This window comes from Nonomuraea sp. NPDC003214 (assembly GCF_053590035.1).
On record NZ_JBSFSX010000001.1, the window covers coordinates 804614 to 830048 of the forward strand.

The 25435-nt window shown below is 71.4% G+C and carries 17 protein-coding genes; 7 read left to right on the forward strand and 10 right to left on the reverse strand.

The window, feature by feature from the left end; translation table 11 throughout:
- Position 1 precedes the first annotated feature (1 nt).
- Positions 2-1444, forward strand: coding sequence for a serine hydrolase domain-containing protein (locus ACWDXC_RS03670; RefSeq protein WP_449977666.1), 1443 nt, complete (start codon positions 2-4; stop codon positions 1442-1444).
- 322 nt (positions 1445-1766) lie between these two features.
- Here the strand turns inward: ACWDXC_RS03670 and ACWDXC_RS03675 are convergent, their stop codons facing one another.
- The 3 genes from ACWDXC_RS03675 to ACWDXC_RS03685 all read right to left on the reverse strand — a co-directional run bounded on the left by ACWDXC_RS03675 (position 1767) and on the right by ACWDXC_RS03685 (position 6847).
- Complete coding sequence (locus tag ACWDXC_RS03675; protein WP_449977669.1) at positions 1767-2771, reverse strand: LacI family DNA-binding transcriptional regulator; 1005 nt, start codon at positions 2769-2771, stop codon at positions 1767-1769.
- Positions 2768-5527, reverse strand: coding sequence for a glycoside hydrolase family 3 C-terminal domain-containing protein (locus ACWDXC_RS03680; protein ID WP_449977672.1), 2760 nt, complete (start codon positions 5525-5527; stop codon positions 2768-2770). Before ACWDXC_RS03680 ends, ACWDXC_RS03675 begins: the two co-directional genes overlap by 4 nt.
- A gap of 105 nt (positions 5528-5632) precedes the next feature.
- A complete protein-coding gene (locus ACWDXC_RS03685) occupies positions 5633-6847 on the reverse strand; it encodes an ROK family protein (protein ID WP_449977675.1) in 1215 nt (404 codons plus the stop codon).
- 175 nt (positions 6848-7022) lie between these two features.
- Here ACWDXC_RS03685 and ACWDXC_RS03690 point away from each other — a divergent pair, with 175 nt between their 5' ends.
- The 3 genes from ACWDXC_RS03690 to ACWDXC_RS03700 are packed head-to-tail and all read left to right on the forward strand — an operon-like array spanning position 7023 to position 10557.
- Complete coding sequence (locus ACWDXC_RS03690; RefSeq protein ID WP_449977678.1) at positions 7023-8663, forward strand: extracellular solute-binding protein; 1641 nt, start codon at positions 7023-7025, stop codon at positions 8661-8663.
- Entirely contained in the window at positions 8660-9631 is a 972-nt protein-coding gene (locus ACWDXC_RS03695; RefSeq protein WP_364173293.1) for an ABC transporter permease, read from the forward strand. Before ACWDXC_RS03690 ends, ACWDXC_RS03695 begins: the two co-directional genes overlap by 4 nt.
- The gene (locus ACWDXC_RS03700; protein WP_449977682.1) at positions 9628-10557 is read left to right on the forward strand and encodes a carbohydrate ABC transporter permease; all 930 of its coding nucleotides are present in this window, start codon (positions 9628-9630) and stop codon (positions 10555-10557) included. The genes ACWDXC_RS03695 and ACWDXC_RS03700 overlap by 4 nt, the downstream gene beginning before the upstream one ends.
- A 41-nt stretch (positions 10558-10598) precedes the next feature.
- Here the strand turns inward: ACWDXC_RS03700 and ACWDXC_RS03705 are convergent, their stop codons facing one another.
- The 6 genes from ACWDXC_RS03705 to ACWDXC_RS03730 form a co-directional block, all read right to left on the reverse strand.
- On the reverse strand, positions 10599-13304 hold the full coding sequence (locus ACWDXC_RS03705) for a cellulose binding domain-containing protein (protein ID WP_449977685.1): 2706 nt from the start codon (positions 13302-13304) through the stop codon (positions 10599-10601).
- Between the two features lie 161 nt (positions 13305-13465).
- Positions 13466-16339: a glycoside hydrolase family 3 C-terminal domain-containing protein gene (locus ACWDXC_RS03710; RefSeq protein ID WP_449977688.1), complete on the reverse strand. Its 2874-nt coding sequence runs from the start codon at positions 16337-16339 to the stop codon at positions 13466-13468.
- 28 nt (positions 16340-16367) lie between these two features.
- Positions 16368-17189: a carbohydrate ABC transporter permease gene (locus ACWDXC_RS03715; protein ID WP_449977691.1), complete on the reverse strand. Its 822-nt coding sequence runs from the start codon at positions 17187-17189 to the stop codon at positions 16368-16370.
- Positions 17186-18043, reverse strand: a complete 858-nt coding sequence (locus ACWDXC_RS03720; RefSeq protein ID WP_219499898.1) for a carbohydrate ABC transporter permease — start codon at positions 18041-18043, stop codon at positions 17186-17188. The genes ACWDXC_RS03715 and ACWDXC_RS03720 overlap by 4 nt, the downstream gene beginning before the upstream one ends.
- On the reverse strand, positions 18044-19342 hold the full coding sequence (locus ACWDXC_RS03725; RefSeq protein ID WP_449977696.1) for an ABC transporter substrate-binding protein: 1299 nt from the start codon (positions 19340-19342) through the stop codon (positions 18044-18046). It lies immediately after the preceding gene.
- The gene (locus tag ACWDXC_RS03730; RefSeq protein WP_449977699.1) at positions 19339-21636 is read right to left on the reverse strand and encodes a TIM-barrel domain-containing protein; all 2298 of its coding nucleotides are present in this window, start codon (positions 21634-21636) and stop codon (positions 19339-19341) included. Before ACWDXC_RS03730 ends, ACWDXC_RS03725 begins: the two co-directional genes overlap by 4 nt.
- Before the next feature lie 634 nt (positions 21637-22270).
- Between ACWDXC_RS03730 and ACWDXC_RS03735 the strand changes: the two genes are divergently transcribed.
- Positions 22271-22819, forward strand: coding sequence for a GNAT family N-acetyltransferase (locus ACWDXC_RS03735; RefSeq protein WP_449977702.1), 549 nt, complete (start codon positions 22271-22273; stop codon positions 22817-22819).
- A gap of 71 nt (positions 22820-22890) precedes the next feature.
- On the forward strand, positions 22891-23385 hold the full coding sequence (locus ACWDXC_RS03740) for a GNAT family N-acetyltransferase (RefSeq protein WP_449977705.1): 495 nt from the start codon (positions 22891-22893) through the stop codon (positions 23383-23385).
- A 302-nt stretch (positions 23386-23687) separates the two neighbouring features.
- On the opposite strand, the gene ACWDXC_RS03745 is transcribed toward ACWDXC_RS03740, so the two are convergent.
- Positions 23688-24584, reverse strand: coding sequence for an NAD(P)-dependent oxidoreductase (locus ACWDXC_RS03745; protein ID WP_449977708.1), 897 nt, complete (start codon positions 24582-24584; stop codon positions 23688-23690).
- A gap of 175 nt (positions 24585-24759) precedes the next feature.
- On the opposite strand from ACWDXC_RS03745, the gene ACWDXC_RS03750 reads away from it, so the two are divergent.
- The gene (locus ACWDXC_RS03750) at positions 24760-25347 is read left to right on the forward strand and encodes a CGNR zinc finger domain-containing protein (RefSeq protein WP_449977711.1); all 588 of its coding nucleotides are present in this window, start codon (positions 24760-24762) and stop codon (positions 25345-25347) included.
- The last annotated feature ends 88 nt before the right edge of the window (positions 25348-25435 follow it).

Consider the following 25435-nt stretch of genomic DNA (forward strand, 5'->3'; position numbering starts at 1 on the left):
TATGAAGCGAGTAGCTGTCCTCTCCGCCCTGGTCGTGGCCGCGCTCGCCCTGCTCATCGCCCCCCGCCCGCCCGCCCTGAGCCCCGCCACGACCGGCGATCCCGCCCTCGCCCAGCAGGTACGCCGCGCCGCCGGCGACGCCGGATACCAGGGCCTGTCGGTGGCCCTCATCGAGAACGGCCGCGTCCGCCACGCCGGAGTCGGCGACACCGGCGGCCCCGACCCCCGCCCCGTCGGCCCCGGCACCGCCTACGAACTGGGCTCCATCACCAAGACCATGACCGGGATGCTGCTCGCCGACCTCGGCCTCTCCCCCGACACCCCCGTCCGCGACCTGCTGCCCGCCGTCCCGTTCTCCGACCCCGCCGTCGGCTCCGCCACCCTCGCCGAACTGTCCTCCCACCGCGCCGGAGTGCCCAGCGTGCGCACCACCCCGGCCGGCTTCCTCCGCTCCTACCTGTACGTCTTCGGCGGCGCCGACCCCTACGCGGCCGCCGGGCCCCAGCAGGCACTCGCCGACGCCGCCGCCGTCTCCGCCTCCGGCCGGGGCGAGGTGTCCTACTCCAACCTCGGCGTCTCGCTCCTCGGCCTCGCCCTCGCCGAACACGCCCGCACCGACTACGAGACCCTGCTGCGCGACCGGCTCCTCCGGCCGCTCGGCATGACCTCCACCGTCGTCCTCCAGCCCGGCGAACCGCTCCCCGCCGGGCACGCGCACGGCCGGAGCCAGTACGGCCAGCCGATGGACCCCTGGCGCGACCACGGCCACGCCGGCGCGGGCGGAGCCGTCTGGTCCACCTCCCACGACATCGCCCGCCTCGTCCAGGCCGTCATGGCGGGCACCGCCCCCGGCGCCGACGCCGCCAAGCCCCGCTTCCCCGCCGGCGAGCACCGGCGCATCGGCTACGGCTGGTTCACCACCGCCTACGGCGACCGCCAGATCACCTGGCACAACGGCGCCACCGGCGGGCACAGCACCTACGCGGGCTTCGACCCCGCGAGCGGGCGCGGCGTGGTCGTCCTCGGCAACACCAGCAAGGACGTCGACGACCTCGGCCGGCGCCTCCTCGGCGTCACCCCGCCCGACGGCGGCGACGGGCCCCCGATCCGCGAACTCCTCTTCGCCCTCGTCTTCCCCTTCATCGGGCTCGGGCTGCTCTACTCCGCCTTCCGCAACCCCGCCCTCGACCGGGTCTCCGCCGTCAGCCGCATCCTCTGGGCGGCCCTGTTCCTCTGGCTCGGCCACCGCGCCGGCGCCTGGGGTCCCGTCCCCCCGTTCACCTGGGCCCTCGGCGCCGCCACCCTCGCCGCCGCCACGGCCGCCACCCTCACCCACTGGCCCACCCTGCCCCTCGCCTCCCGGCCCCCCGCCTGGCACACCTGGCTGTCCCCAGCGGTGCCCGCCGTGTTGCTGGGAGCTTTCGGGGCTTTTTTGATCCTTTAACGGCCCCACGAGCCCCGACAACGGCGCACTCCCTCCACAGGAAGCGACCCCACCGCCTCTCCGGAGGCCCCGCTACGGCGGGCGTCCTTTCGGGGAGGGAGGCGCAACCTCTCCGAGGAGGGGACGGCGCACGCCCCCGAGAAGGCGAGGTCCCGCTACGGCGGATTTCCTTTCGGGGAGGGAGGCGGTGGGAGGAAAGCGGCGTACGGCGGGGTCGAGACAGCCAAGGCCCGTCCCGGAAGGGCCGCGCCCATGACGGCGCACGCCCCCGGAAGGCGAGGTCCCGCTACGGCGGGCGTCTCAAAGGGAGGGGGCCTGGGGGCTAGGTGCTGGCGCGGAGGGCCAGGTGTGGGGGGAGGAGGGTGGCTTGGGGGGCGGGCTTGCCGGTGAGTTTGTCCATGACGAGGCGCACCGCTTCGCGGCCGACCTCCTCGGCGGGGATGAGGACGGAGGTGAGCGGCGGGCTGGCGCGTTCGGCGACGTCGTCGGGGCAGATGGCGACCACGGCGACGTCGTGGGGGACGCGTTTGCCGAGCTGGCGCAGGGCGCTGAGGACGTGGCCGACGGCGGCTTCGTTGTGGACGACGAGGCCGGAGAGGCCGGGCCGGTCGGTCAGGAGCGTGCGGACGGTCTCGTACACCTCGTCGAAGGTCTCCTCGCAGGGCAGGGCGACGCCGGTGACGTGGTGGACGGTGAGGGCGGCGAGGAAGCCTTCGCGGGTGCGGCGGGCGAAGCCGGTGCCGCGTTCGTAGACGACGGCGGGGGCGCCGAGGAGGGCGATCTGGGTGTGGCCGCGTTCGGCGAGGTGGGCGACGCAGCGTTCGCCGGCGGCGGCGAAGTCGAGGTCGACGCAGGTGAGGCCGGCGGGTGAGGCGGGGAAGCCGATGAGGACGCTGGGTTCGGCGAGGTCGCGCAGGAGGGGGACGCGGCGGTCGTCGAGTTCGACGTCCATGAGGACGAAGGCGTCGACGAGGGCGCTGGCGGCGACGCGGCGGATGCCGTCGGTGCCTTCGTCGGCGGTGAGGAGGAGCACGTCGTGGTCGTAGCCGCGGGCGGCGGTGACGACGGCGCTGGCGAAGCGCATGAGGACGGGCACGTGCATGCCGGCGCGCAGCGGCAGGACGAGGGCGATCACGTTGGCGCGTTTGCTGGCGAGGGCGCGGGCTCCGGCGTGGGGGTGGTAGCCGAGGGCGTTGATGCTGTCGAGGACGCGGCGCCGGGTGTCGGCGGAGATGGTGCGTTTGCCGCTGAGCACGTAGGAGACGGTGCTGACGGCCACGCCGGCGTGCCGGGCGACTTCGGCGATCGTGACCGTGCGCCCGCTCAAGCGCCGGCTCCGAGGTCGAGCTGGGCCAGCGTGATGCCGTCGTTCTCGAACACGACATAAAGATCGTGCACGCCGCGCACGCCCGCAAGGGAGGCGGCGATGGCGTGCTGGTCGTGGCGGCCGGTGCGGGGCACGGGGAAGGTGGCGAGGGACTTGCCGTAGAGGGGGTCGCCGAGGCGCAGGGTGATGACGCCGCCTTCGGTGCTGCCGGCGACGGCGAGGCAGGAGGCGGCGCCGGTGAGGTCGACCTGGCGGAAGAGGATCCAGGCGCCTTCGGTCTCGGCGCGTACGGCTTCGCCGTTCTCGCGGGCGGCGTCGGTGAAGGTGACGGCGTCGTAGGAGTCGTGGTCGACGGCGCGCAGGAGGCCGCGGCGGGGCGGGACGCTCTCGCCGGTGACCTCGAAGCGGGCGCTGAGCCGCAGGTCGGTGGCGCTGCGGCCGACCATGAGCTGGTGCGGGGCGGTCTCGACGACGAAGCGGCTGCGGGTGACGTCCCAGAAGGCGAGCTCGGTCACGGGCAGGGTGAGGCGGACGGTGCGGCTCTCGCCGGGGGCGAGGCGGACGCGTTCGAAGCCGCGCAGGCGGCGCAGCGGCTGCTTGACGCGGGAGCGCTGCTGGTGGGTGTAGAACTGGACGACTTCGGCGCCGGGCCGGTCGCCGGTGTTGGTGACGGTGACCTCGCCGGTGACCGTGTCTTCCGTCAGGGTGACGCGCAGGCCGCTGTAGTCGAAGGCGGCGTAGCTGAGGCCGTGGCCGAAGGGGTAGCGGGGGGTGCCGCGGAAGTAGAGGTAGGTGGCGTCGGCGGTGATGATGTCGTAGTCGAGCAGGTCGGGGAGCTCCTGTTCGGAGCGGTACCAGGTCTGGGTGAGCCGGCCTTCGGGGTCGGCGTCGCCGAAGAGCACGTCGGCGAGGGCATGGCCGTACTCCTGGCCGCCGTGGGCGGACCAGAGGACGGCGGGCAGCCCGGTGGCGGTCCAGGTGAGCGGGTAGCCGCTGGTGACGACCATGACGGTGCGCGGGTTGGCGGCGCGCACGGCGCGGACGACGGCGTCCTGGGCTGGGGCGAGGGCGAGGGTGGTGCGGTCCTCGGTCTCGCGGCCGTTGACGAGGGGGTGGTCGCCCACGACGACGACGGCCACGTCGGCGGCGGCGGCCAGGTCGGCGGCCTGCCGGGCGCCGTCCCTGATGACGTCCATGACGAGCCAGACGGCCTGGTCGGCGTCGTCGACGAGGCGCAGGGTGCCGTCGTCGGCGGCGCCGACGTAGCAGCCGGTGGAGATGTGGCGCAGGGCGAGCGAGCCGCGCGGGCGCTCCTCCATGCGGAACGTCTGGCGCACCTCCCACCCGTTGGGCCCCGGCTGGTCGTTGACGAGCACGCCGTCGGCCACGGACACGAACCGGCCGGTGGCCACGGCGCGCAGGGCGTAGGCGCCGCCGCCCCAGTCGAACACGTCGAACGTGTCGGCCTCCGCGCTGCCGAGGCTGAGCGGCCCGCCGGCGGGGTCGGCGGTCACGGGCCCGGCCTCGGCGGTGAGCGTGACCCGGTCGACGCCTTCGCAGAACACGGTCGTGCACCGTTCGGCGACCCCGCCCCGGGCGGTGACGGCGTACGGGAGGGTGCCGCTGTACCAGTCCTCCAGGACGGTGTCGCCGAGCTGCCCGATGACGGCGACGGTGGTGACGTCGCGCAGCGGCAGCAGCCCGTCGTTGTCGAGCAGCACGATCGAGCGCCGGGCCGCCTCGCGGGCGAGCTCCTGGTGCGCGGGGCAGTTGACGACCTCTTCGGTGATGTCGTCGTACGGGGTCGCGGGGTCGAACTCGCCGAGCCGGAACCGGATCGACAGGGCGTGCCGCACGGCGGTGTCGATGTCGTCCTCGGTGAGCAGCCCCTGGTCGAGGGCGTCGCGCAGGTGGCCGAGGGTGGCCTCGGCGCGGTCGTCGTCCTGGGTGAAGCTGTCGAGCCCGGCGCGGACGGCGTGCGCGTACGCCTCGGCGGGGGTGTCGTGGTAGCCCTGGAGGCCGTACAGGTTGCCGGGGGCGTAGGCGTCGCTGACGACGAGCAGGTCGTCGGGCGCCCAGGCGCGCAGCAGTTCGTTGATCAGCGGGCTGAGGTGGGCGGGGCGGCCGTTGACGAGGTTGTAGGAGGGCATGACGGCGACGGCGGCGCCCTGTTCGAGCGCGGGGCGGAAGGCGGGCAGCTCGTACTCGTGCAGCACGCGGGGCGGGAGGTTGCTGGAGGTCTCGCAGCGGTCGGTCTCGTTGTTGTAGGCGAGGAAGTGCTTGAGCGTGGGCGCCGTCTTCAGTACGGGAGCGCTCCCACGAAGGCCGTGGGCGTACGCCGCGCCCATGAGACCGGTCAGCCAGGGGTCCTCGGAGTAGCCCTCCTCGTTGCGCCCCCAGCGCGGGTCGCGCAGCGGGTTGACGACCGGGGCCCACACGTTGCGCCCGGCGCCGGTCGGGTCCTTGTGGTGGAAGGCCAGCACCTCGTCGCCGGTCGCCTCGCCGACCCGGCGGACCAGCTCCGGGTCCCAGGTGGAGGCCAGCCCGATCGCCTGCGGGAACACGGTGGCGGGCCCGAGCCAGGCCAGGCCGTGCAGCGCCTCGGTGCCGGTGCGGAACGGGCCGACGCCCAGCCGCTCGACGGGCGCCTGGTACTGGTGCAGCAGGCCCACCTTCTCGGCCGGAGTGAGCCTGCTCGACAGGTCGGCGATCCGGTCGGGGAGGGGGAGCTCGGGGTCGCGGAAGGGTTCGTGCATGGCCATCCTCTGAGGGGGTGTCGAAGCGCTTCGATGACCGGCCGGGGGCGTTTCGGAGATGTTTCGTGGAGTTTCATGAAGGGTGCACGTCGCCGCGAACCCGGGTCAAGAGTTTCGCGAGATTCCTCCGGGCAATCTTCCCGAATCCACCGAGTCGAGCACGCGGGCGGCGCCGCCCAGCGCGGCGGCGTCGTGCCCGAGCGTCGAGGCCACCACCCGCACGCCGCCGGCCTGCGGCGCGATCGCCCGGTCGGCGACCTCGGCGTGCACGGCGGGCAGCAGCCACGGCGCGAGCGGCACGTAGTAGCCGCCGAGGATGACGACCTCCGGGTTGAGCAGGTTGGCGATGATCGACACGCCCCGGCCGAGCCCGGCGCCGACGGAGGCGAGCAGGGTCAGCGTGCTGTCGTCGCCCGCGCGGGCCGAGCGCACGACCTCCTCGATCTCCACCTCGATCTCGGCCGGTGAGGGGTCCCGCCGGCGCAGCACGGCGCCGATGCCGGCCACCGCCTCCAGGCAGCCGCGCCGCCCGCAGCGGCACTCCGGGCCGTCCGGGTCGAGCTGGACGTGGCCGAGCTCGCCGCTGTAGCCGAGCGCGCCGCGCCGCAGCCGGCCGTCGAGGATGACGCCCGCGCCGACGCCGATCTCGCCGGTCAGGTAGATCAGGTCGGCGGCCCCGGCGTGGGCGCCGAACCGCTGCTCGGCCAGGGCGGCCAGGTTGGCGTCGTTGTCGACCTGGATGGCGAACCCGGGATCGCGCAGCGCCTTGGCCAGGTCGCCGCCGATGTCGGCGTCGTACCAGCCGAGGTTGGGCGCGATGCGCACGGTGCCCTGCACGTCGACGAGGCCGGGCAGGCCGACGGCGAGCCCGAGGACCTGCCGCTCCTCCTTGGCCATCCGGTTGATCACCCGCCGGACGATCGCGGCGACGGCGGCCACGCCCTGGTTGACCGAGTCACCGGCGCCGAACGAGCGCCGCCAGGTGAGCAGCCGCTCCCCGGCCAGCCCGGTGGCCACGGCGGTGACGTAGTCGACGTTGATCTCGACGCCGATCGCGGCGTAGGGCGAGCCGTCGAGCACGAGCATCGTGGCGGGCCTGCCCACGCGGTTCTCCGTCAGGCCGGTCTCGCGCACCAGCCGCCGGTCGATGAGGTCGGCGACCAGGCTGGACACGGTGGCCTTGTTCAGCCCCGTCGACGCCGCGATGTCGGCCCGGGAGCACGGCGCGTGCTCGCGCACGAAGCGCAGCACGACCGCGAGGTTGGTGGCCCGGACGTCCGCGAAGTCGGCCGGCTGCGGGCCGGTCGTGGATGTGATCAATATCAGCCCCGTTCCCGCCGAGAAGTGACCCCAGCATGCCGCATCGCGGGCTCCCTTCACCAACCTGTGACCGTGACGCTCCCTTGTGGGTACGGTCACAGTCTACTAATTTGTTTGGTCGAAATACCAACTAATTTTCTCGAGGCCATCCCCCACTCAGAGAAGGGACCGAGCCATGTCACCTCAGACGACCCGTCGCGGGTTTCTCGGCCTGGTAGGTGCGGGCGTCCTGGCGGCGACCACCGGCTGCGCGGAGAAGCGCGAGCTGTCCAAAGGCACGGCCGTGGCCGCGGACAAGCTCAAGAGCCTGGTGCCGAACCGGATCCCGTTCGAGATCCCCGGCCTCACGCCCGACCTGCCCGGCTCCGAGTTCGTCTACCCAGGCTTCCTCACCCGGCCGGCCCAGATGGTGCGGGCGGTCACGGCCACGCCGCTGACCAGCGGCAAGGAGGTGACGGCGATGACGCCGCTGTGGGGCACGGTCCCTCCGGGGCTCGGCGACAACTCCTACTACGAGACCGTCAACGAACGGCTCGGCGGCACCGTCCGGTTCAACATCTCCGACGGCAACACGTACGTACAGAAATTGAACACCCTCCTGGCCAGCGGCGACGTCCCCGACATGATGCAGATCCCCGGCTGGAACCTCATCACGATCGCGCACTTCACCGAGGCCGCCAACAAGCTCTTCGCCGACCTGTCGCCCTACCTGGCCGGGGACAAGGCCAAGGAGTTCCCGCTGCTGGCCAACTACGACACCGCCGCCTGGCACTACGGCGTGTTCGGCGGCGTCCTCCAGGGCATCCCGTGGCAGAACGACCCGTACGCGCTCGCCACGTTCGTCCGCCAGGACATCCTCGACGAGCTTGGCCTGGCGCAGCCCAAGAGCGCCGACGACCTGCTCGTGCTCGGCAAGGAGCTGACCGACCCGAAGAAGAAGCGCTGGGCGTTCGGCGCCGTCGACCAGGAGATCCAGCGCGCCTTCAACTCCCCGCGCGAGTGGCGCAACGTCGGCGGCAAACTGCTCTACAAGTACGAGACCGACGAGTTCGCCGCCTCGGTCGAGTTCGTCACCAAGCTCTTCGAGAGCGGCTGGGTGCACCCGGACGTCGTGGCCAACAAGGACGCCGACCAGAAGGCGCCCTTCGGCAGCGGCCAGCTCGTCATCTACAAGGACGGCCCCGGCTCCTGGCACGAGGCGCTGGGCCGCTTCCTGCCGGACAACCCCAAGTTCGACATGCGGGCGGTCGCCCCCTACCCGGCCAAGCCGGGCGGCAAGGTCATGGTGTGGCGCAACGAGCCCGCCGGCATGTTCACCTTCATCAAGAAGGGCCTCGGCGACGCGCGCACCCGCGAGCTGCTCGCGCTGGCCAACTGGTGCTCGGCGCCGTTCGGCACGCAGGAGTACGAGCTGGTCAACAACGGCGTCGAGGGCAAGCACTACGACGTCAAGGACGGCAAGGTCGCGCCCACCGCGCTCGGGCGCAAGGAGGTCGCGCCCACCTACCTGTTCCTGTCGGGCCGGCCCGGCGCCACCTCGCAGAGCCAGTACCCCGGCTACGTCCAGGCGATGTGGGAGTGGCAGAGCGCCGCCTCGAAGCACCTGGAGAACGACCCGTTCGTCGGCATCCGCGTCGAGGTGCCGTCGAAGATGGCCGCGCTCGCGCAGCCGACCGAGGACAAGCTCAACGAGATCTACCGAGGCAAGCGGCCGGTCTCCGAGTGGAAGCAGATCGTGAAGGAATGGCAGGACCAGGGCGGCAACGAGGCCAGGGAGTTCTACAGCAAGGTCGCCCGGGAGAACGGCAGGCTGTGATCTCCGCGACCGCCGCCACGCCGCGCCGGGGGCGGGCCGCCAAGCCCGGCAAGGAGCTGACCTGGCGGGCCAAGCTGCGCAGGGACTGGCCGCTGGTCCTGATGAACCTGCCGATGCTGCTGGTCGTCCTGGCCTTCTGGTGGATCCCGGCGCTCGGCAACGTCATCGCCTTCCAGGACTACAACCCCTACACCGACGGCATCCTGGGCAGCCCGGTCATCGGGTTCACGAACTTCGCGCTGCTCTTCGAGGATCCGCAGTTCCTGCGCGCGATGGTGAACACGCTGGCGATCACCGCGTTCCAGCTCGTTTTCTACTTCCCGGTGCCGATCATGCTGGCGCTGCTGCTCAACAGCGTGGTCTCGGCCCGGCTGCGGGCGTTCGTGCAGGGCGTCGTCTACATGCCGTACTTCTTCTCCTGGGTGCTGGTCGTGGCCATCTTCCAGCAGATGTTCGGCGGGGCCGGGCTGCTGTCGCAGCTCCTGCGCGAGCGGGGCCACGAGGGCGTCGACTGGATGACGAACTCCGACACGTTCATCCTGCTGCTGACCTCCCAGACGATCTGGAAGGACGCGGGCTGGGGCGCGATCATCTTCCTGGCCGCGCTCAGCACGATCAGCCCGAGCCTGTACGAGGCCGCGGCGGTCGACGGCGCCAAGCGGTGGCGCCGGATGTGGCACATCACGCTGCCCGGGCTGCGCCCGGTCATCATCCTGCTGCTGATCCTGCGCCTGGGCGACGCGCTGAACGTCGGGTTCGAGCAGTTCATGCTGCAGCGCAGCGCCGTCGGGAGCGAGGCGTCGGAGGTGTTCGACACCTTCGTCTACTGGTCCGGCCTGCGCACCGGCGACCTCGGGTACGGCGCGGCCGCCGGGTTGTTCAAGGGGCTGGTCGGGCTGCTGCTGATCCTGGCGGCGAACCGGGTGGCCCACGCGTTCGGCGAGCGAGGGGTGTATTCGAAGTCATGACGCTCTTGGCGACGAGGCGGCGCAGGAAGCCCGCCGGGCTGGCGGCGTGGGAGGAGGCGCCCTCCCCCGCGGGCCGGGTCGGCAAGGGCACGCTGCTCACGCTGATCGTGCTGGCCGTGCTGTTCCCGCTCTACACGATCGTGCTGACGAGCCTGAGCTCGGCGGCGACCGTGAACCGGGTGGGCGGGCTGGTCCTGGTGCCCGAAGGCATCCATTTCGACGCCTATATCCAAATATTTTCGGACTCGGTGGTCAGCCGGGCCGTCCTGGTGAGCACGCTCGTGACCGTCGGCGGCACCGCCATCAGCCTGGGCGTCAGCGTGCTGGGCGCGTACTCGCTGTCGCGGCCCGGCTCGTTCGCGCACCGGCCGCTGCTGTTCAGCGTGCTGCTGATGTTCGTGTTCTTCCCCGGCATCATCCCCGTCTACCTGATGGTCAGCGGGCTCGGGCTGAAGGACAGCTACTGGTCGCTCATCCTGCCGACGGCCGTGTCCGCGTTCAACGTCGTGGTGCTGCGGGCGTTCTTCATGAACATCCCCGGCGAGATCATGGACAGCGCGCGGATCGACGGGGCCGGCGAGTTCCGCATCCTGTGGCGGATCGTGCTGCCCATGTCCAAGGCGGTCACGGCGGTCGTCGGCCTGTTCTACGCGGTCGGCTACTGGAACGCGTGGTTCAACGCGATGCTCTACATCGACGACACGCGCAAGTGGCCGCTGGCGCTCATCCTGCGGCAGTACGTGGTCGACTCCAACCCGCTGCCCACCGCGACGCTGGGCGTGAGCGGCATGGGGCACGACGCTCCCCCGACGCTGGCGATCAAGATGGCGATCGTGGTGATCGCGGTGGTCCCGGCGCTGGTCATCTACCCGTTCGTGCAGCGCCACTTCACCAAGGGCGTGATCGTGGGGGCGATCAAGGGCTGAGTGCGAGGGGGCGGCCCGGGCACCGCCCCCTCGCGCTCAGGTCAGCTCGCCGTGCAGGTGAGCGTGGCCGGCGGGGTGTTGCTCCCGGAGTGGCCGCCGGTGAAGCCGAACGACGTGCTCGCGCCCGGCTGGACGGCGCCGTTGTAACCGGCGTCGGTCACGCTCACCGCGGCGCCCGTCTGGGTGTGGGAGCCGTTCCAGAGCTGGGTGATGCGCTGGTCGCCGGGGAACGTCCAGGTGACCTTCCAGCCGGAGACGGCCGAGGCGCCGGTGTTCTTGACCGTCACGCCCGCCTGGAAGCCGCCCGGCCACTGGTTGCCGGGCTGGTAGGTGGCGGTGCACGCCTTGTCGGTGGTCGGGGTGACCGTCGCCGTGGGGGTGACCGTCGCCGTGGGGGTGACCGTCGCCGTGGGGGTGACCGTGGCCGTGGGGGTGACCGTGGCCGTGGGGGTGATCGTCGGCTCGGGGCCGGTGCGGTCGCCGTAGATGATGCCCCGGCCGTTGGTGCCCAGGTAGACGCGCCCGTACACGCGCGGGTCGCCCGTCAGGGCCTCGCCCATGTTGCCCCACTGGTGCTCGTCGTCGTTGATGCGCACCCAGGACGAGCCCGCGTCGTCGGACCGGTAGAGGCCCGTGACGCCGCTGACGGTCGCCACCGCGTACAGGGCCTGGTAGGTGGCGCCGGGCGCGGCCTTGCCGAAGCCGACGTTCACCGCCGACGTGATGCCGGGCAGCTTGGTGAACGAGGCGCCGCTGTCGGTCGAGTGGAACAGGCCCGTCCCGCCGGCGAGCCAGACGTCGCCCTCCCTGCCCGGCAGCGCCTTGAAATGGGTGTTGCCCTCGGCGGGCAGCCCGGTCGCGGCCGTGGCGGTGAAGCTCGCGCCGCCGTCGGTGCTGACGTAGAAGCGGCCGGCGCTGAAGCCGTAGAACTTCATCGGGTTCACCCGGTCCGACTCGACGATCGCGCCCGTCGGCAGGCCACGCGCCTGCTGCCAGGAGGTGCCGTAGCCGACGGAGTAGTGCGGGGCGACGCCCTTGGGCGCCCACACGAACCGGGAGCCGTCGGCCGCCGCCGCGACCGTGCCGCCCTCGTCGATCCCGCCCGGCTCGCCGCCCTGGAACCAGTTCGCGCCGCCGTCGGTCGAGAAGGCGACGTGGCTGTCGTTCGGCCGGTCGGCGTCGGTGAAGTTGCCGGCCCTGACCATGACGGCCGGGTTCTTCTCGGCGTAGTCGAGGCTGGTGGTCGAGGTGAACCCGGGCGAGGTGAACATCATCGGCGGCACCGCGTCCAGGTCCGTGTGGCGGAAGCCGCCGATGTCGCCCAGCGCGCTGACCAGCGGCGCGCCGGTCGGCGGGCTGACCAGGTCGAGGACCGCGGTCTCCTCGAGGCCCCGGACCATCGGCCTGATCGTGAACTGGCCGCCGGAGTCCCACCGGGTGAGGTCCTCGGTGCCGTAGATGGTCGCGCCGGTGCCGTACATCATCCTGTCGGAGTCGAACGGGTCGATCTCCAGCGATTCGGTCATCCAGCCGAGCTTGGGCGTGACCTCCGGCGGCTGCGGGTTGGTGCCGAACGTCAGCCACGGCACCTCGGCGATGTCCATCTTGTAGCGGAAACTGCGGTTCGGGTACGAGGTCCAGTCCCACACGCGGGTCCAGGTGGCGCCCGAGTCGGTGCTCCTGAAAAAGATCACGTCGGGCCACCAGGAGATCTGCGTGGCGACCATGAGCGTGCCCGGGTTCTGCCTGTCGAGGGTGAGGCCGCTGTAGCCGAAGTAGTCGTCGGCGCTCGCCGACGGCACCGGGCTGACCTGCGTCCACGTGCCGGTCGCGGTCGCGTACCGCCACACGTCGCCCTTGGCGCCGTCGTACGGGCCGCCGGTGTCGCTGGTGGCGATGAACAGGTGGCCGTTCTCGGTGTCGAGCACGCCCTTGTGCGCGATGTAGCCGGTCGGCTGCCCGGCCAGCCGCTCCCAGGTGGCCCCGGCGTCGGTGGTGCGGTAGACGGTGTTGTCCTTGTCGGCGACGCCCACGTAGATCGTCCGGGTGGCGCTGCCCGGCGACGAGGAGCGCGGGTCGTAGGTCACCCAGACGACGCCGGGCCGGTGGCTGAGGTAGCCGTTGGGGTCGTCCGGGTCCTGGGCGTAGTCGCCGGGGTTGGGGAAGCTCGCCACCTTCGCCCAGGTCGCGCCGTGGTCGGTGCTGCGCCACAGGCCGTTGCCGTTGGGCGTGCCGAGGTACAGGACGCTGTTCTTGTTCGGGTCGACGGCCAGCGCCTCGCCCATGCCGCGCCCGGGCATGTTGCCGCCGAGCTTGAACGGCAGCTCGGCGGCCTGCCAGGAATCGCCCTTGTCGGTGGAGCGGAGGACGGCCCCGTTGCCGGGGTCCCAGTCGTTGGTGTACATGCCGACGGCGGCGTAGACGCGGTCGGTGTCGACCGGGTCGGCGGCCATGCTGACCACGCCGTTCCAGCCCCACCTGTCCCAGCCGACCCAGTCGAGCAGCGGCTTCCACGACCTGGTGGACTGGTTCCAGCGGTAGGCGCCGCCGATGTCGGTGCGGGCGTAGATCAGGTCGCGTTCGCCGGGGTTGAACAGGACGCCGGGCACGAACCCGCCGCCGTCGATCCTGACGTTCTTGTAGGTGTACGGGTCCGCCGAGACGGCGGAGACCGGCGCCATCCGGACCACCGCCGTGACCATCAGCACGGCGGTGATCGCGATCAGGCTGAGCAGTGCCTTTCGCATGAGCGGCTCTCCCTTTCCGGGCACGCCGGAAGCGCACCCGAGGACGAACAGACAGAGCGCCATGCACGAACCAGGTTGCAGGACCCTGACCGTCGCCGCGCCTCGCGCGCATGAGCTACCACAGAGGCTCACACAGGCGGCGATCGAGGTCAATAGTTTGGTTAATCAACGAACTTAAACGCCACGTCCCGCAATCGGACGTCACCCTGGAACACCAGGTACAGATCGCCCTTCCCCGCCTTGAGCGACGCCGTGGCCGTGCCCCACGCGTACACGCCGCCCGTCGCCGGGACCGTGACGGTGGCGAGCAGAGCGCCGGCCGGGGAGCCGCGCCGGACCTCGATCGAGCCGCCCGCGACCGACGCGACGCCGGCCGTCAGCGCGCCCCCGTACACGGCGTCGGTGAAGGAGATCCAGTCGCCGGAGGAGCCCGCGACGACGTCACCGGCGACCTTGTTCTCGTCGGCGAACGCGACGCCCGAGTAGTCGTCGAAGTTCATCGCCCGGGTCGTCCGCGACAGGTCCCTCGGCGGGATCGTCTCCCCCTTGACGCGCAGCGTGGCCCGCTGGCGGATCCGGTCGGACGAGGAGCCGACCAGCACGTCGTGGGTGGCGGACTCGACGGCCCACCGCTCCCGCGTGTGATCCCACACGGCCAGGTCCGCCCGCGCGAGCCGGAAGGTGACGGTACGCGACTCGCCCGGCGCCAGCGCGATCCGCTCGAAGCCGCGCAGCCGCTTGACCGGCTGGTCGAACCGCGACACGCGCTGGCGGGTGTAGAGCTGGACGACCTCCTCGCCCGCCACGTCGCCGGTGTTGGTCACCTTGACGCTCACCTCGTCACCGCGCACCCGCAGCCCCTGGTAGCCGAACGTGGTGTAGCTGAGGCCGTGGCCGAACGGGTAGAGCTCGCCGCCCCGGTGATACAGGTACGTCATGCCGGTCTTGGCCAGGTCGTAGTCCAGGATGCTCGGCAGGTCGTCGGTGGCGTACCAGGTCTGGGTGAGCCGCCCGGCCGGGTTGACGTCGCCGAAGAGCACGTCGGCCACGGCGTGCCCGGTCTCGGCGCCGGCGTGCGTGGTCCACAGCAGCGTCGGGGCGTCCACGATCACCGGGTAGCTGGTCTCCAGCACCACGACCGTCCTCGGGTTGGCCGCGCGCACGGCCTTGACGAGCCGGAGCTGCCCCTCGCCGAGCCGGAGGTCGTCGCGGTCGTGGAACTCGCGGCCGTGCACCCACGGGTGGCTGCCGACGACCACCACGGCCACGTCGGCCTTGCGGGCCTGCTCGGCGGCCTCGGCGACGCCGTCGGAGACGACCTCCTTGGCGAAGCGCGCCGCCTGCGCCTTGGGGGCCAGGCCGAGCGTCCCGTCGGCGTTGACGGTCACGTACGGGTCGCGCAGCCCGTACCAGCTCTCCACACTCTCGAACCCGGCGTAACGGACGAGATGGCTGCCGTCGGCCTGCTTCTCCAGCGCGAACTGCTGCTGGACGTACCAGCCGTTGGGCTCGTCGTCGTCGGTGTCGAGCGAGCGCCAGTTGCCGCCGAGCAGCTTGCCGTTGCCCGCGTTGCGCAGCGTGGAGACGCCGCTCACCCAGTCGGTCAGGTCCCACTGCGAGGCGGCCGTGGGCGTGGTGTCGGCCAGCGCGGTGTTGCCCGCCGTGGCGGTGACGTACTTGCCGGAGGCGAGGTGCTTGAGGGCGATCCGCTCCAGGCCCTGGGCGGTGGTCACGTCCTTGACGCGCTCCTTGATCCCGTCGAGCGGCGTCACCTGGTACGGCATGCTGCCCGCGTACCAGTCGCCGTACAGCTTGCCGGCCAGCGGGCCCACCACGGCCGCCGAGCCGGGGTCGCGCAGCGGCAGCACGCCGGAGTTGCGCAGGAGCACCGCCGCCTTGCCCGCGGCCTCCCGGTTCAGCCGCCGGTGCTCGGCGCTGTCGATCACCTCAGGACCGATGTCCCGGTACGGGCCGCCGTCCGGGTCGAAGTGGCCGAGCCGGAACCGCACCGACAGCGCGTGCCCCACCGCCCGGTCCACGTCGGCCTCGGTGATGAGGCCCCGCTCCAGCGCGATCGTCAGGTTCTCGACCAGCGGCCCGGAGTCGGCGCCGTCGATGGTGAAGCTGTCCTGGCCCGACTTGAGCACGGCGGCGAACGCCTCCGGCTTGTCGTCGAAGTACTTCTCCGGGTCGGTGAGCGCGTGCGGCCCCCATGCGTCGCTCACGTTGTAGAGCGTCCGGTCCGTCCAGGAGCGGACGACCTCGTTCAGGTCCCGGTTGACGTGGTTGGGGCGGCCGTTGACCAGGTTGTAGGAGGCCATCACGCCGGTCGCGGCGTCGGCCGAGATCACCTGCCTGAACGGCTGCTCGTAGTACTCGCGCTTGAGCCGGGGCGTCAGGTTGGACGAGGTCAGGCTGCGGTCGGTCTCGTTGTTGTAGCCCAGGTAGTGCTTCAGCACGGGCGCGGTCTTGAGGTAGAACGGGTCGTCACCCTGGAGGCCCTTGCCGTAGGCGGTGGCCATCGTGCCGCTGAGCAGCGGGTCCTCCGAATAGCCCTCCTCGTTGCGGCCGGCGCGCGGGTCGCGCAGCGGGTCCACGACGGGCGCCCACAGTTGCAGCCCCCACAGGACCGGGTCGAGCGCGTTGTGGCCGCGCGCCTCGTCGCCCACGGCGTCGCCGACCCGCTTGACCAGCGCCGGGTCCCAGGTGCTGGCCAGGCCCACGGCCTGCGGGAACACGGTCCCGCTGGCGAGCTTCATGTTCCAGTTGTCGTCGCGGTGGTTGGACCAGGCGACGCCGTGCAGCGCCTCGGTCCCGTTCTTGTGGTACGGGATGCCCAGCCTGGGGATGGCCGGCTGCGACTGGTGCAGCATGCCGAGTTTCTCCGGCAGCGTGAGCCGGCCGAGCAGGTCGGCCACCCGCTGCTCCAGCGGCAGACCCGGGTCGCGGAAGGCGGGCTCGGCCGTCGCGTGCGCGGCCGGCGCGGTGAGCAGCGAGGCGGCCAGCACGGCCGCGGTGAGTAACCGTAAGGACATGGAGGGTGTCTCCTCGGGAAAGGGAGGCTCACTTCACGGCGCCGACCGTGATGCCTCGGGTGAGCGTGCGCTGGAAGATCAGGAAGAACGCGACGGCCGGGACGATGCCCAGCAGGGCCGAGGCGCTGGACATGGTCGCGTCCATGTACCGCTCCCCCTGCAGCACGCCGAGCGCCACCGGCACCGTCTGGTTGTCGTTGGAGATCAGGAAGATCAGCGGCAGGAAGAACTCGTTCCACGTCCAGATGAAGAAGAAGATCATCAGCACGCTCAGCGTCGGCCGGCTGATCGGCACCACGATCCGGGTCAGAGCCCGGAACCGCCCCGCGCCGTCGATCTCCGCCGCCTCCAGGATCTCCTTCGGGAACTGGCCCAGCACCGCGCTGAGCAGGTACGTCCCGAAGGCCGCCTGGATCACGGTGAAGATGATGATCATCGACAGCCGGGTGTCGTAGAGCCCGAGCTCCTTGGCCAGGTAGTAGAGCGGGTAGGCGAGCGCCTCCTGCGGCAGCGTGTTCGCCACCAGGAACAGCACCAGGATCGACAGCCGGCCGCGCACCCGCCCGATGCCGAGCGCGTACGCGTTGAGCACCGACAGCACCACCGCCAGCACCGCCACCGAACCGCTGATCAGCAGGCTGTTGACGAGCTTCTCGCCGAAGTCCACCCGCTCCCAGAAGTCCACGACGCCCTGGAGGTACAGGCCGCCGGGCAGGCTCAGCGGCCCCTCCGAGCTGTACTCCTCCGGGGACTTGACCGCGTTGAGCGCCACGACCAGGAACGGGAACACCATGACCACGGCCAGCACGACCAGCGCCGCGAGCACCGCCCAGCGCCCCGGCCCCCTCATCGCTCACGCTCCTGCACGCGCAGGAACAGGAACGTCACCACGACGATGATCAGCGCCAGCACCGTGGCGATGGCCGACCCGTACCCGACGTTGCTCTTCTGGAAGAAGTTCAGGTACGAGAAGTACGACGGCACCATCGTGGCGTTGCCCGGCCCGCCGCGCGTGAGCACGAAGATCGGCCCGAACACCTTCAGCGCGGCGATCGTGCACGTCAGCAGCACCACGAAGATCTCCGGCCGGATCTGCGGCACCGTGATGTGCCACACCCGGCGCCACCAGGACGCCCCGTCGAGCTCGGCCGCCTCGTAGTAGGCCGGGTCCACGCGCTGCAACCCCGCCATGAAGATCACCACCGGGTAACCGAGCTGGAACCAGACCATGACCGCCATCACCGTCGCCAGCGCCAGATCGGGATCGCCCAGCCAGTCGAGCTCCAGCCCGAACGCCCGGTTGACCGCCCCGTACGACGGGTGCAGCATCCAGCCCCACACCACGCCCGCCACCGCGACCGGCAGCACCTGCGGCAGGTAGTACATGGCCCGCAGCGCCGCCGCCGTCCGCGTCCCGAACCGCTTGCCGACGTAGTCGAACAGCGCGGCGGCCAGCACCAGGCCGATCACCGTGGGCACGATCGCCATGGCGACGATGAGCGCGACGTTGTTCTGGAACGAGAGCCAGAAGCGCTCGTCCTCCAGCAGCCTGGCGTAGTTGTCCAGGCCGACCCACCTGGGCGTGCCCACCCCCGACCAGCGGGTGAAGCTCACGCCCAGGTTCATCAGGAACGGCACCACGATGACGCCCAGGAACAGCAGCAGGCTGGGCGCCAGGTAGAGCCAGTAGCCTCTTCTTCTCATTCAGTTGCCGAGGTCGGCGAGGTTGTCCTCGTACGGCCCGGCGATCTCGGTCAGCACCTCGGCCGGCGACTTGGCGCCGTTGATGAGCTGCTGCGTGCCGGCGACCAGGACGTCGTAGTAGCCGGGCGCGGGCCAGTCCGGGTAGAAGGCCAGCCCGTCGGCCGCCGTCAGCTTGTTGAACGTCTCGATGAGCTCCTTGCTCTTCGGGTCGGTGATCGCCGCCGGGTCGGCCGCGACCGGGACGCCGCCCGAGTTGCCGAGCAGGTTCTGGATCTCCTTGCTCATCGTGATGTCGATGAAGTCGTAGGCCAGGTCCTTGTTCTCCGACTTCTCCGGCACCACCCACAGGTTGCCGCTGGAGCCGGGCGCCATCGTCGAGCCGGGGAACAGGAAGTGGCCCCACTCGAACCCCTTGGCCTCCTCGGCGACCCGGCCGTACCACCAGCTCCCGCTGATCATGATCGGGAAGTCGCCCTTCATGAACGCCACGCCCATGTCCTCGGCCTTCAGCCCGGACGCCTTCTCGTCGACGTACCCCTTCTTCACCCAGTCGGCGAACGTCGTGGCCCCGTACGTCAGCTCCGGGCCCTGGAAGTCGACCTTGCCCTGGTAGGACTGGTACGCGTCGACCCAGGCGCGGTCCGCCTTGCTGAGGGCGAGCTGGTAGACGATCTGCTGGGCCGGGTACTCGGCGCCCGCCAGCGACACCGGGGTCACGCCGGCCTTGACGAAGGCGTCCAGCGCGGCCGTGAACTCCTCGTACGTCGCCGGGACCTCGACCTTGTGCTTCTCGAACAGGTCCTTGTTGTAGTAGACCATCACGAACTCGCCGTAGTTGGGCAGCCCGTACCAGTTGCCGGAGCCCATCACGCCCCGGTCGTCGTAGCGGGCGGTGGTCGCCAGGCCGCCCGGCAGCAGCTTGTCCCAGCCGCGTTTGGTCACCTCCTCGCTCATGTCGGCGATGAGGCCCTGCTTGGACAGCAGGCCGGCGGTGGCGTTGCCCTTGTTGTACTCCATGAGGTCGGGCGCCTCGTCGGAGTTGAGCACCATGCTCGCCGTCTTCTGGATCTGCTCGAAGCTCTTCTCCTCGAACCGCACCTTCACGCCCGGGTGGGTGGCCTCGAACTTCTTGATCGCCTCGGCCCACGCCTTGCCCATCGCGCTCTCGGCGGCCTCGTAGTGCCAGAGCTTGAGCACGCGCGGCTGACCCGGCTCGGCCGCCGGCTCACCGCCGCCGCCGCACGCCGACAGCGCGAGCGTCACGGCCACCAGCGCCGCCACGCCAGTCTTCCTGATCATGGTCCCTCCTGGGTGATGACGGCCCGGCCGGGAGCACCCGCCACCGGGGCGAACTCGACGGCGGCGACCTGTTTCGGCCCGGTGACGGTCACGCGCAGCGTGTCGCCGTCCCGGGTGGCCACGACGGCGGTCTCGCCGTCGGTGTCGTGGATCCGCATACGGCAGTCGCCGCCCCCGAAGGCGACCAGCGTGATCGTGTCCGGCGTCGTCACGGTCTCGCCCGGTTCGGCGACCGGGACGAGCGCGCCGCGCCGCACGTACAGCGGGATCTGCTCCAGCGGCTTGGTCACGCGCACGTACCGCCCGCCGCCGTGCGTCTCGCCGGTCCAGTAGTCCACCCACTCGCCCTCCGGCAGGTAGACGTCCCGCGTGCCGCCGGGCGAGGTCATCGGCGCGACCAGCAGGTCCCGCCCCAGCAGGTACTCCAGATCGGCCTGCCAGGCGACCGGGTCCTCCGGGTGGTCGACGCAGAGCGCGCGCATCATCGGCGCTCCCGTCCGCGCCGCCTCGACGGCCGCCGAGTAGAGGTACGGCATCAGCCGGTAACGCAGCCTCAGCGCGTCGACCGCCTGCTCCTCGACGGCCGGGAACTCCCACGGCTCCCGCGTCGTCGTGCCGTGCAGCCGCACCAGCGGTGACAGCGCGCCGAACTGCGTCCACCGCACGAACAGGTCGTCGCTCGGCCTCCCGGTGAACCCGCCCGCGTCATGACTCCAGAACGGCACCCCGGACAGCCCGTGCGCCAGCCCGCCCCGGATCGTGCTGCCCATCGCCGCATAGCTCGTGTACGTGTCACCGCTCCACTGGGCGCTGTGCCGCTGCCCGCCCAGGAACGACGAGCGCGCCCACACCAGGCCGTGCCCGTGCACCTCCCGGGTCACCTCGGCGACCGCGTCGTTGAACAGCAGCGTGTAGACGTTGTGCAGGTCGGTGCCGGTCATGCCGTTGTAGGCGACGGCGTCGGCGGGCACGCCCTCGGCGAAGTCCGTCTTGAACGCCTGCACGCCCTGGCGCAACAGCGCCCGGAGCCGGTCCTGGAACCAGCGTTTCGCGGCGGGGCGGGTCAGGTCGAGGATGCCGCAGGCGGGGAACGACCCGTGCCAGGTGTCGGCGACGTACGCCTCCCCCGCCCCATTTTTCAGGAAATATCCCGCGTTAGCGGCTTCTGCGAACGTGGGGCTCAGGTGGGAGATGTACGGGTTCATCCACAGACAGACCTTGAACCCCATCCCGTCCAGCTCCGCCAGCATCGCCGCCGGATCCGGAAAGTTCACCGGGTCCCAGCGCAGATCCGACCAGTGCCCGTCGGCCTGCCAGTAGGTGTCCAGATGCAGCACGTCACACGGGATCCCGCGCTCCCGGATCGTCCGCGCCCTGGCCAGCACCCGCTCCTGGCTGTCGACGCAGAAGCCCGAGGAGATCCAGGTGCCGAACGCCCACTTCGGCGGCAGCTCCGGCCGGCACGTCAGCCGGTCGTAGCGCTCCAGCACCTCCGGTGGCGTCGGCCCGGCGATCACGTAGTAGTCCAGCACGTCGTCCGGCACCACGATCTGCACCGCGCTGTGCGTCGACTGGCACACGTCGAACTCCGTCGGCGCGCCGCTGTCCACCAGCACCCCGTAGCCCCGGCTCGACAGATAGAGCGGCACGTTCTTGTAGGCGCGCTGCGACTCGGCGCCGAACGCGTCGAAGTTCCACATCACCGGCCGCTGCCCGCGCTTGTCCAGCCGCGCGAACGACTCCCCGAACCCGGCGAACGCCTCATCGGGCGCGGCGACGAAACTCTCGTGATAGGCCACCGGCCCGCCGCCCGCCAACGACCGCCCGAACGGCAGCGTCCGCATCCGTCCGCTGATGTCCACATGGCCCCGGTCCTGCTCGACCAGCGTGACCCCGGCGGCATCCGTGAACCGCAGCTCCCACGGCGCCAACCGGATCTCCGCCCGCAGCGACCCCGCGTCCACCACGATCCGCCCGTCGGCCGTGCTCTCCGCCCGCGCCCCCGCGAACGTGCCCGGCCGCACCAGCGCGATCGCCCGCTCCGACCGGGGCCGGGCATCGGCGTCCTCGCTCAGCCGCACCCGGATCACGCCCTCACCGGCCACGCCCACCTGCACGACCAGCGTCTCCTCTGCCGTGGTGACCGCCTTCAGCATCACCCCCGCGCCGTCGGCGGCCACCAGCTCGGCGGCGGTCAACGCGGACAGCCCTCCCTCGCCGTGCGCGCGGACCGGCAGCTCGGGCGGGTCGGCCACGAAGTACTCATGCGCGACCAGGGGCGGGCGATAGGGCATGGATGCTCCTTCAAGGGGTGCGAAACTCCTGAATTAGTTTGCTGTCCATACCAACAAAGGTCAACGGGTAATTCGTTTACTGTCCATCCCAACTCGCTCACGGCAAGGGCCTCGCCCGTGGCGCGCTCCGCGCGTTCGCCTGCTCGGGCTCCTCTCAGTGGGGGGCCCAGCCCCCCACACCCCCTGGCAAGGGGCCTTCCGGCCCCCTGCACCCCCCGGGGGTTGCGCAGGGCGGGGAGTTGGGCGGTGGGGAGTGCCGGGCGGAGGGCGCTTGACCCTGGAGGCGCAAGCCGGAGGCGCAAGCCGGAGGCGCAAGCCGGAGGAGGCGGGCCGGGGACCGGAAGCCCGACACCGGGGACCGGGGACCGGGGACCGGGGACCGGGGAGCCGGAGACCGGGGACCGGGGAGCCGGAGACCGGGGAGCCGGAGACCAGGGAGCCGGAGACCAGGGAGCCGGAGACCGGAGACAGGAGACCGAGGGCCAGGGGGCCGGGGTCGAGGGCACCGCGCAGGAGCGCGGGGCCGAAGCACAGCCCCGGAGGCGCGAGGTCCGGTCACCAGGGCGAGGGTGGATGGCCAGAAGGGGCGCGCAACCGGGAGCGGAAACCCCCGGGCACGCCCTAACGTTGCCACATGTCCGAAATGCCATCGCGGGTGGAACTGCGCCCGCTCACCCTCTCCGACCAGGACGAGTTCTGCTCCCTCGTGCAGGCCAGCGCCGAGCTGCACGGGCCCTACATGCAGTTGCCCGCCACCCCCGAGGACTTCCAAACGTGGATGCGCCGCTTCGATGACGGCACGAACGTGGGCCTCCTGATCCGCGTCCGGGAGAACGGGGAGACGGCCGGCACGGTCAACATCAACTCGATCATCCGGGGCCGCTACCAGGGCGCATCCCTTGGGTATGCGGCCTTTGTTCCGTACGCCGGGAAGGGGTACATGACCGAAGGGCTCAAGGCGGCGCTGCGGTACGCCTTCACCGAGCTGCGACTGCACCGGCTGGAGGCCAACATCCAGCCGGGCAACAAGGCGTCCCTGGCCCTCGCCCAGCGCCTGGGCTTCCGTTATGAAGGGCTGTCGCCCGAATACCTCTACATCGACGGCGCCTGGCGCGACCACGAACGGTGGTCCATCACCGCACCTGCCCCCTGGACCCCCGACCCGTCCCTGCCTGCGGTGTGAGCCGCGTCCCGGGCGTACCGGCACATACGGGGATCAGGGCTGGTACCGCACGGTCTGGGTAGGGTTGGGCGGTGCCCGAGCTGGAGCAGTTGCATGCCGATCACGCCTCGGCGGTCCTGGCCTTCGAGCTGGCGAACCGTGCCTGGTTCGCCCTGTCGGTCCCGGATCGCGGCGACGAGTACTTCGACCGGTTCGCCGACCGGCACAGCGCCTTGCTGGCCGAGCAGGAGGCCGGCATCAGCGCCTTCTACGTGCTCGTCGCCGATGACGGCCAGGTGCTGGGCCGGTTCAACCTGTACGACTTCGAGGACGGCACCGCCACACTCGGCTATCGGGTCGCGCAGCAGGTCGCCGGTCGCGGCGTGGCGACCGCGACCGTCCGGGAGCTGTGCCGGATCGCCGCAACCCGGCACGGGCTGCGCACGCTGCGGGCGGCCAGCTCGCACGACAACGTTGCGTCCCAGAGGGTGTTGACCAAGGCGGGGTTCGTCCCGGTCGGCCCGGCCGGACCGGGCGATCTCAGCGGCAAGACCGGCACCTGGTATCAGCGCGACCTCCAGCCGTAGATCCCCGGCCGTAGACACCCAAGCCGCAGGCCCCAGCCAGGGGTCTCGGTCCTGGTGGTGGCAGGCTCCGGCCCACGTCATCGTCAGCTCTCCGACGCGGGCGGGGTCCCTCGGGGGCCTCAACGGGAGGTCGCCGGTCAAGCGCCCGGCGACCGAAGGACCCGAAAGACCCGAAGGGCCGGGAAGACCGGGTGGACCGGAGGGCCGGGTGGACCGGAGGGCCGGGTGGACCGGAGGGCCGGGTGGACCGGAGGGCCGGGAAAACCCCAAGGACCCCGAAGGACCCCGGCCCGGCCGTGTGGTCAGCGGGCGGCGGCGGGCTCTGGCAGGTCGCGGTGGCGTTGCACGTCGGCCAGTGAGGCCCAGTCGTCCCGCTCGTGCCCGACCTCGATCGCCTCGGTCAGGAGCGCCGAGAGCAGGTCGCCGACCGGCAGGCGCAACCCCGTGGCGGCGGCCTGGGCGCGGGCGAGGTCGACGTCCTTGCGGCCGAGCACCGGGGTGAACCCGGCCGGCTGGAACGTCCCGGCGGCGATGAGCCGGCCGTAGTTCGTGTAGACGGGACCGGGCGTGATCGTGGCGGTGAACAGGTCCACCACGGTCGCAGCGTCCACCCCGCCCCGTTCGGCGATCGCCACCGCCTCGGACAGCGACTGGATCGCCGAGGCGATCAGCACCTGGCCGGCGACCTTGACCACGTTCGCCTGTCTCGGCTCGGTCCCGACCTGCCACACGCGGGCGCTGATCGCGTCCAGCAGCGGCCGCACCCGGTCGATCAGGCCGGGGTCGCCCGCGGTGACGACGTTGAGCCTGGCGGCCTCGGCGACCGCGACCCCGCCGAACATCGGCGCCGCCACGTACCCGACGCCGTGCTCGTCGTGCCGCCCGGCGGCGTCCTCGGCGAGGGCGGGGCTGATCGTGGCGAGGTTCACGTGGACCACGCCCGCCGGAGCCGCCTCCAGCGCGCCGCTGTCGAGGAACACCTCGCGTACGGCCGCGTCGTCGGCGAGCACCGAGAACACCACGGGTGAGGAGAGCAACACCTGCCCCGGGTGCCCCACCTCGACGGCGCCCGCCTCGACCAGCGGGGCCGTCCTGCGCCGGTCGCGATTCCACACCGCCACCCGGTGCCCGGCCCCGATGAGGTTGCGGGCGATCGCCGCGCCCATGCCTCCCGTGCCCACCACTGTCACATCGGCCATCTCCATCACCTTCCCGACTGGAACCATCTCAACCGGTTCCACACTACAGGCTCCGACCGTTCGTGGAACCGGCTGATCTGGTTCTGGAGAGCACGCCGACGAGGGAGGCAGGAACTCGCTCAGACAGTTCCAGGCGCGCACCGACGGGACAGCGCGAACCGGCTAAGGTGGTTCCATGAGCACGCCGACAGGGAAGCGCGAGCCCGCGTTCCGGCTGGACAACGAGCGCCTGGCGTTCCGGTTCACTGCCACGCTCAGCGACCGCGGCGGCGTGCCGGTCGAGCGCCTTCCCGACCCCGGGCGCCTGGACGACTGGCTCGCCGCGAACGACCTGCGGCTGAGCAGCCACCGGGCCACCCCGTCGGACCTGGCCCTGGCCCGGCGGCTGCGCGAGGCCATCCACCGCGCCGGCACCGACGTCGCCCGGGGAGCCGCGATCAAGCGGGCCGACCTGACCCTGCTCAACACCCTCGCCCGCGAGGCACGGGCCTACCCCGCGCTCACACGCACGGGGATGCGCTGGCTCAGCGACGCCGACAACCACGTCGAGGCGAGTCTCGGCCTGGTCGCCGCCGACGCGGTCGTCATCCTCGGCGGCGAGGAGCGCGGCCGGGTCAAGACGTGCGAGAACCCGGACTGCGGCGGCCTGTATGTCGACACGAGCCAGGGCCGCAGCCGGCGCTGGTGCTCGATGAACTACTGCGGCAACCAGATGAAGAAGGCCAGGTTCCGCCACGGAGCCCCCGCCACCAGAACGCCCTGACCACCCCCGATGCGACCCGGCAAACCGGGCGACGGCCACAACACTTAGCCCTTGCACTAACCATTGAACCAGGGCAATACTTAGCCGT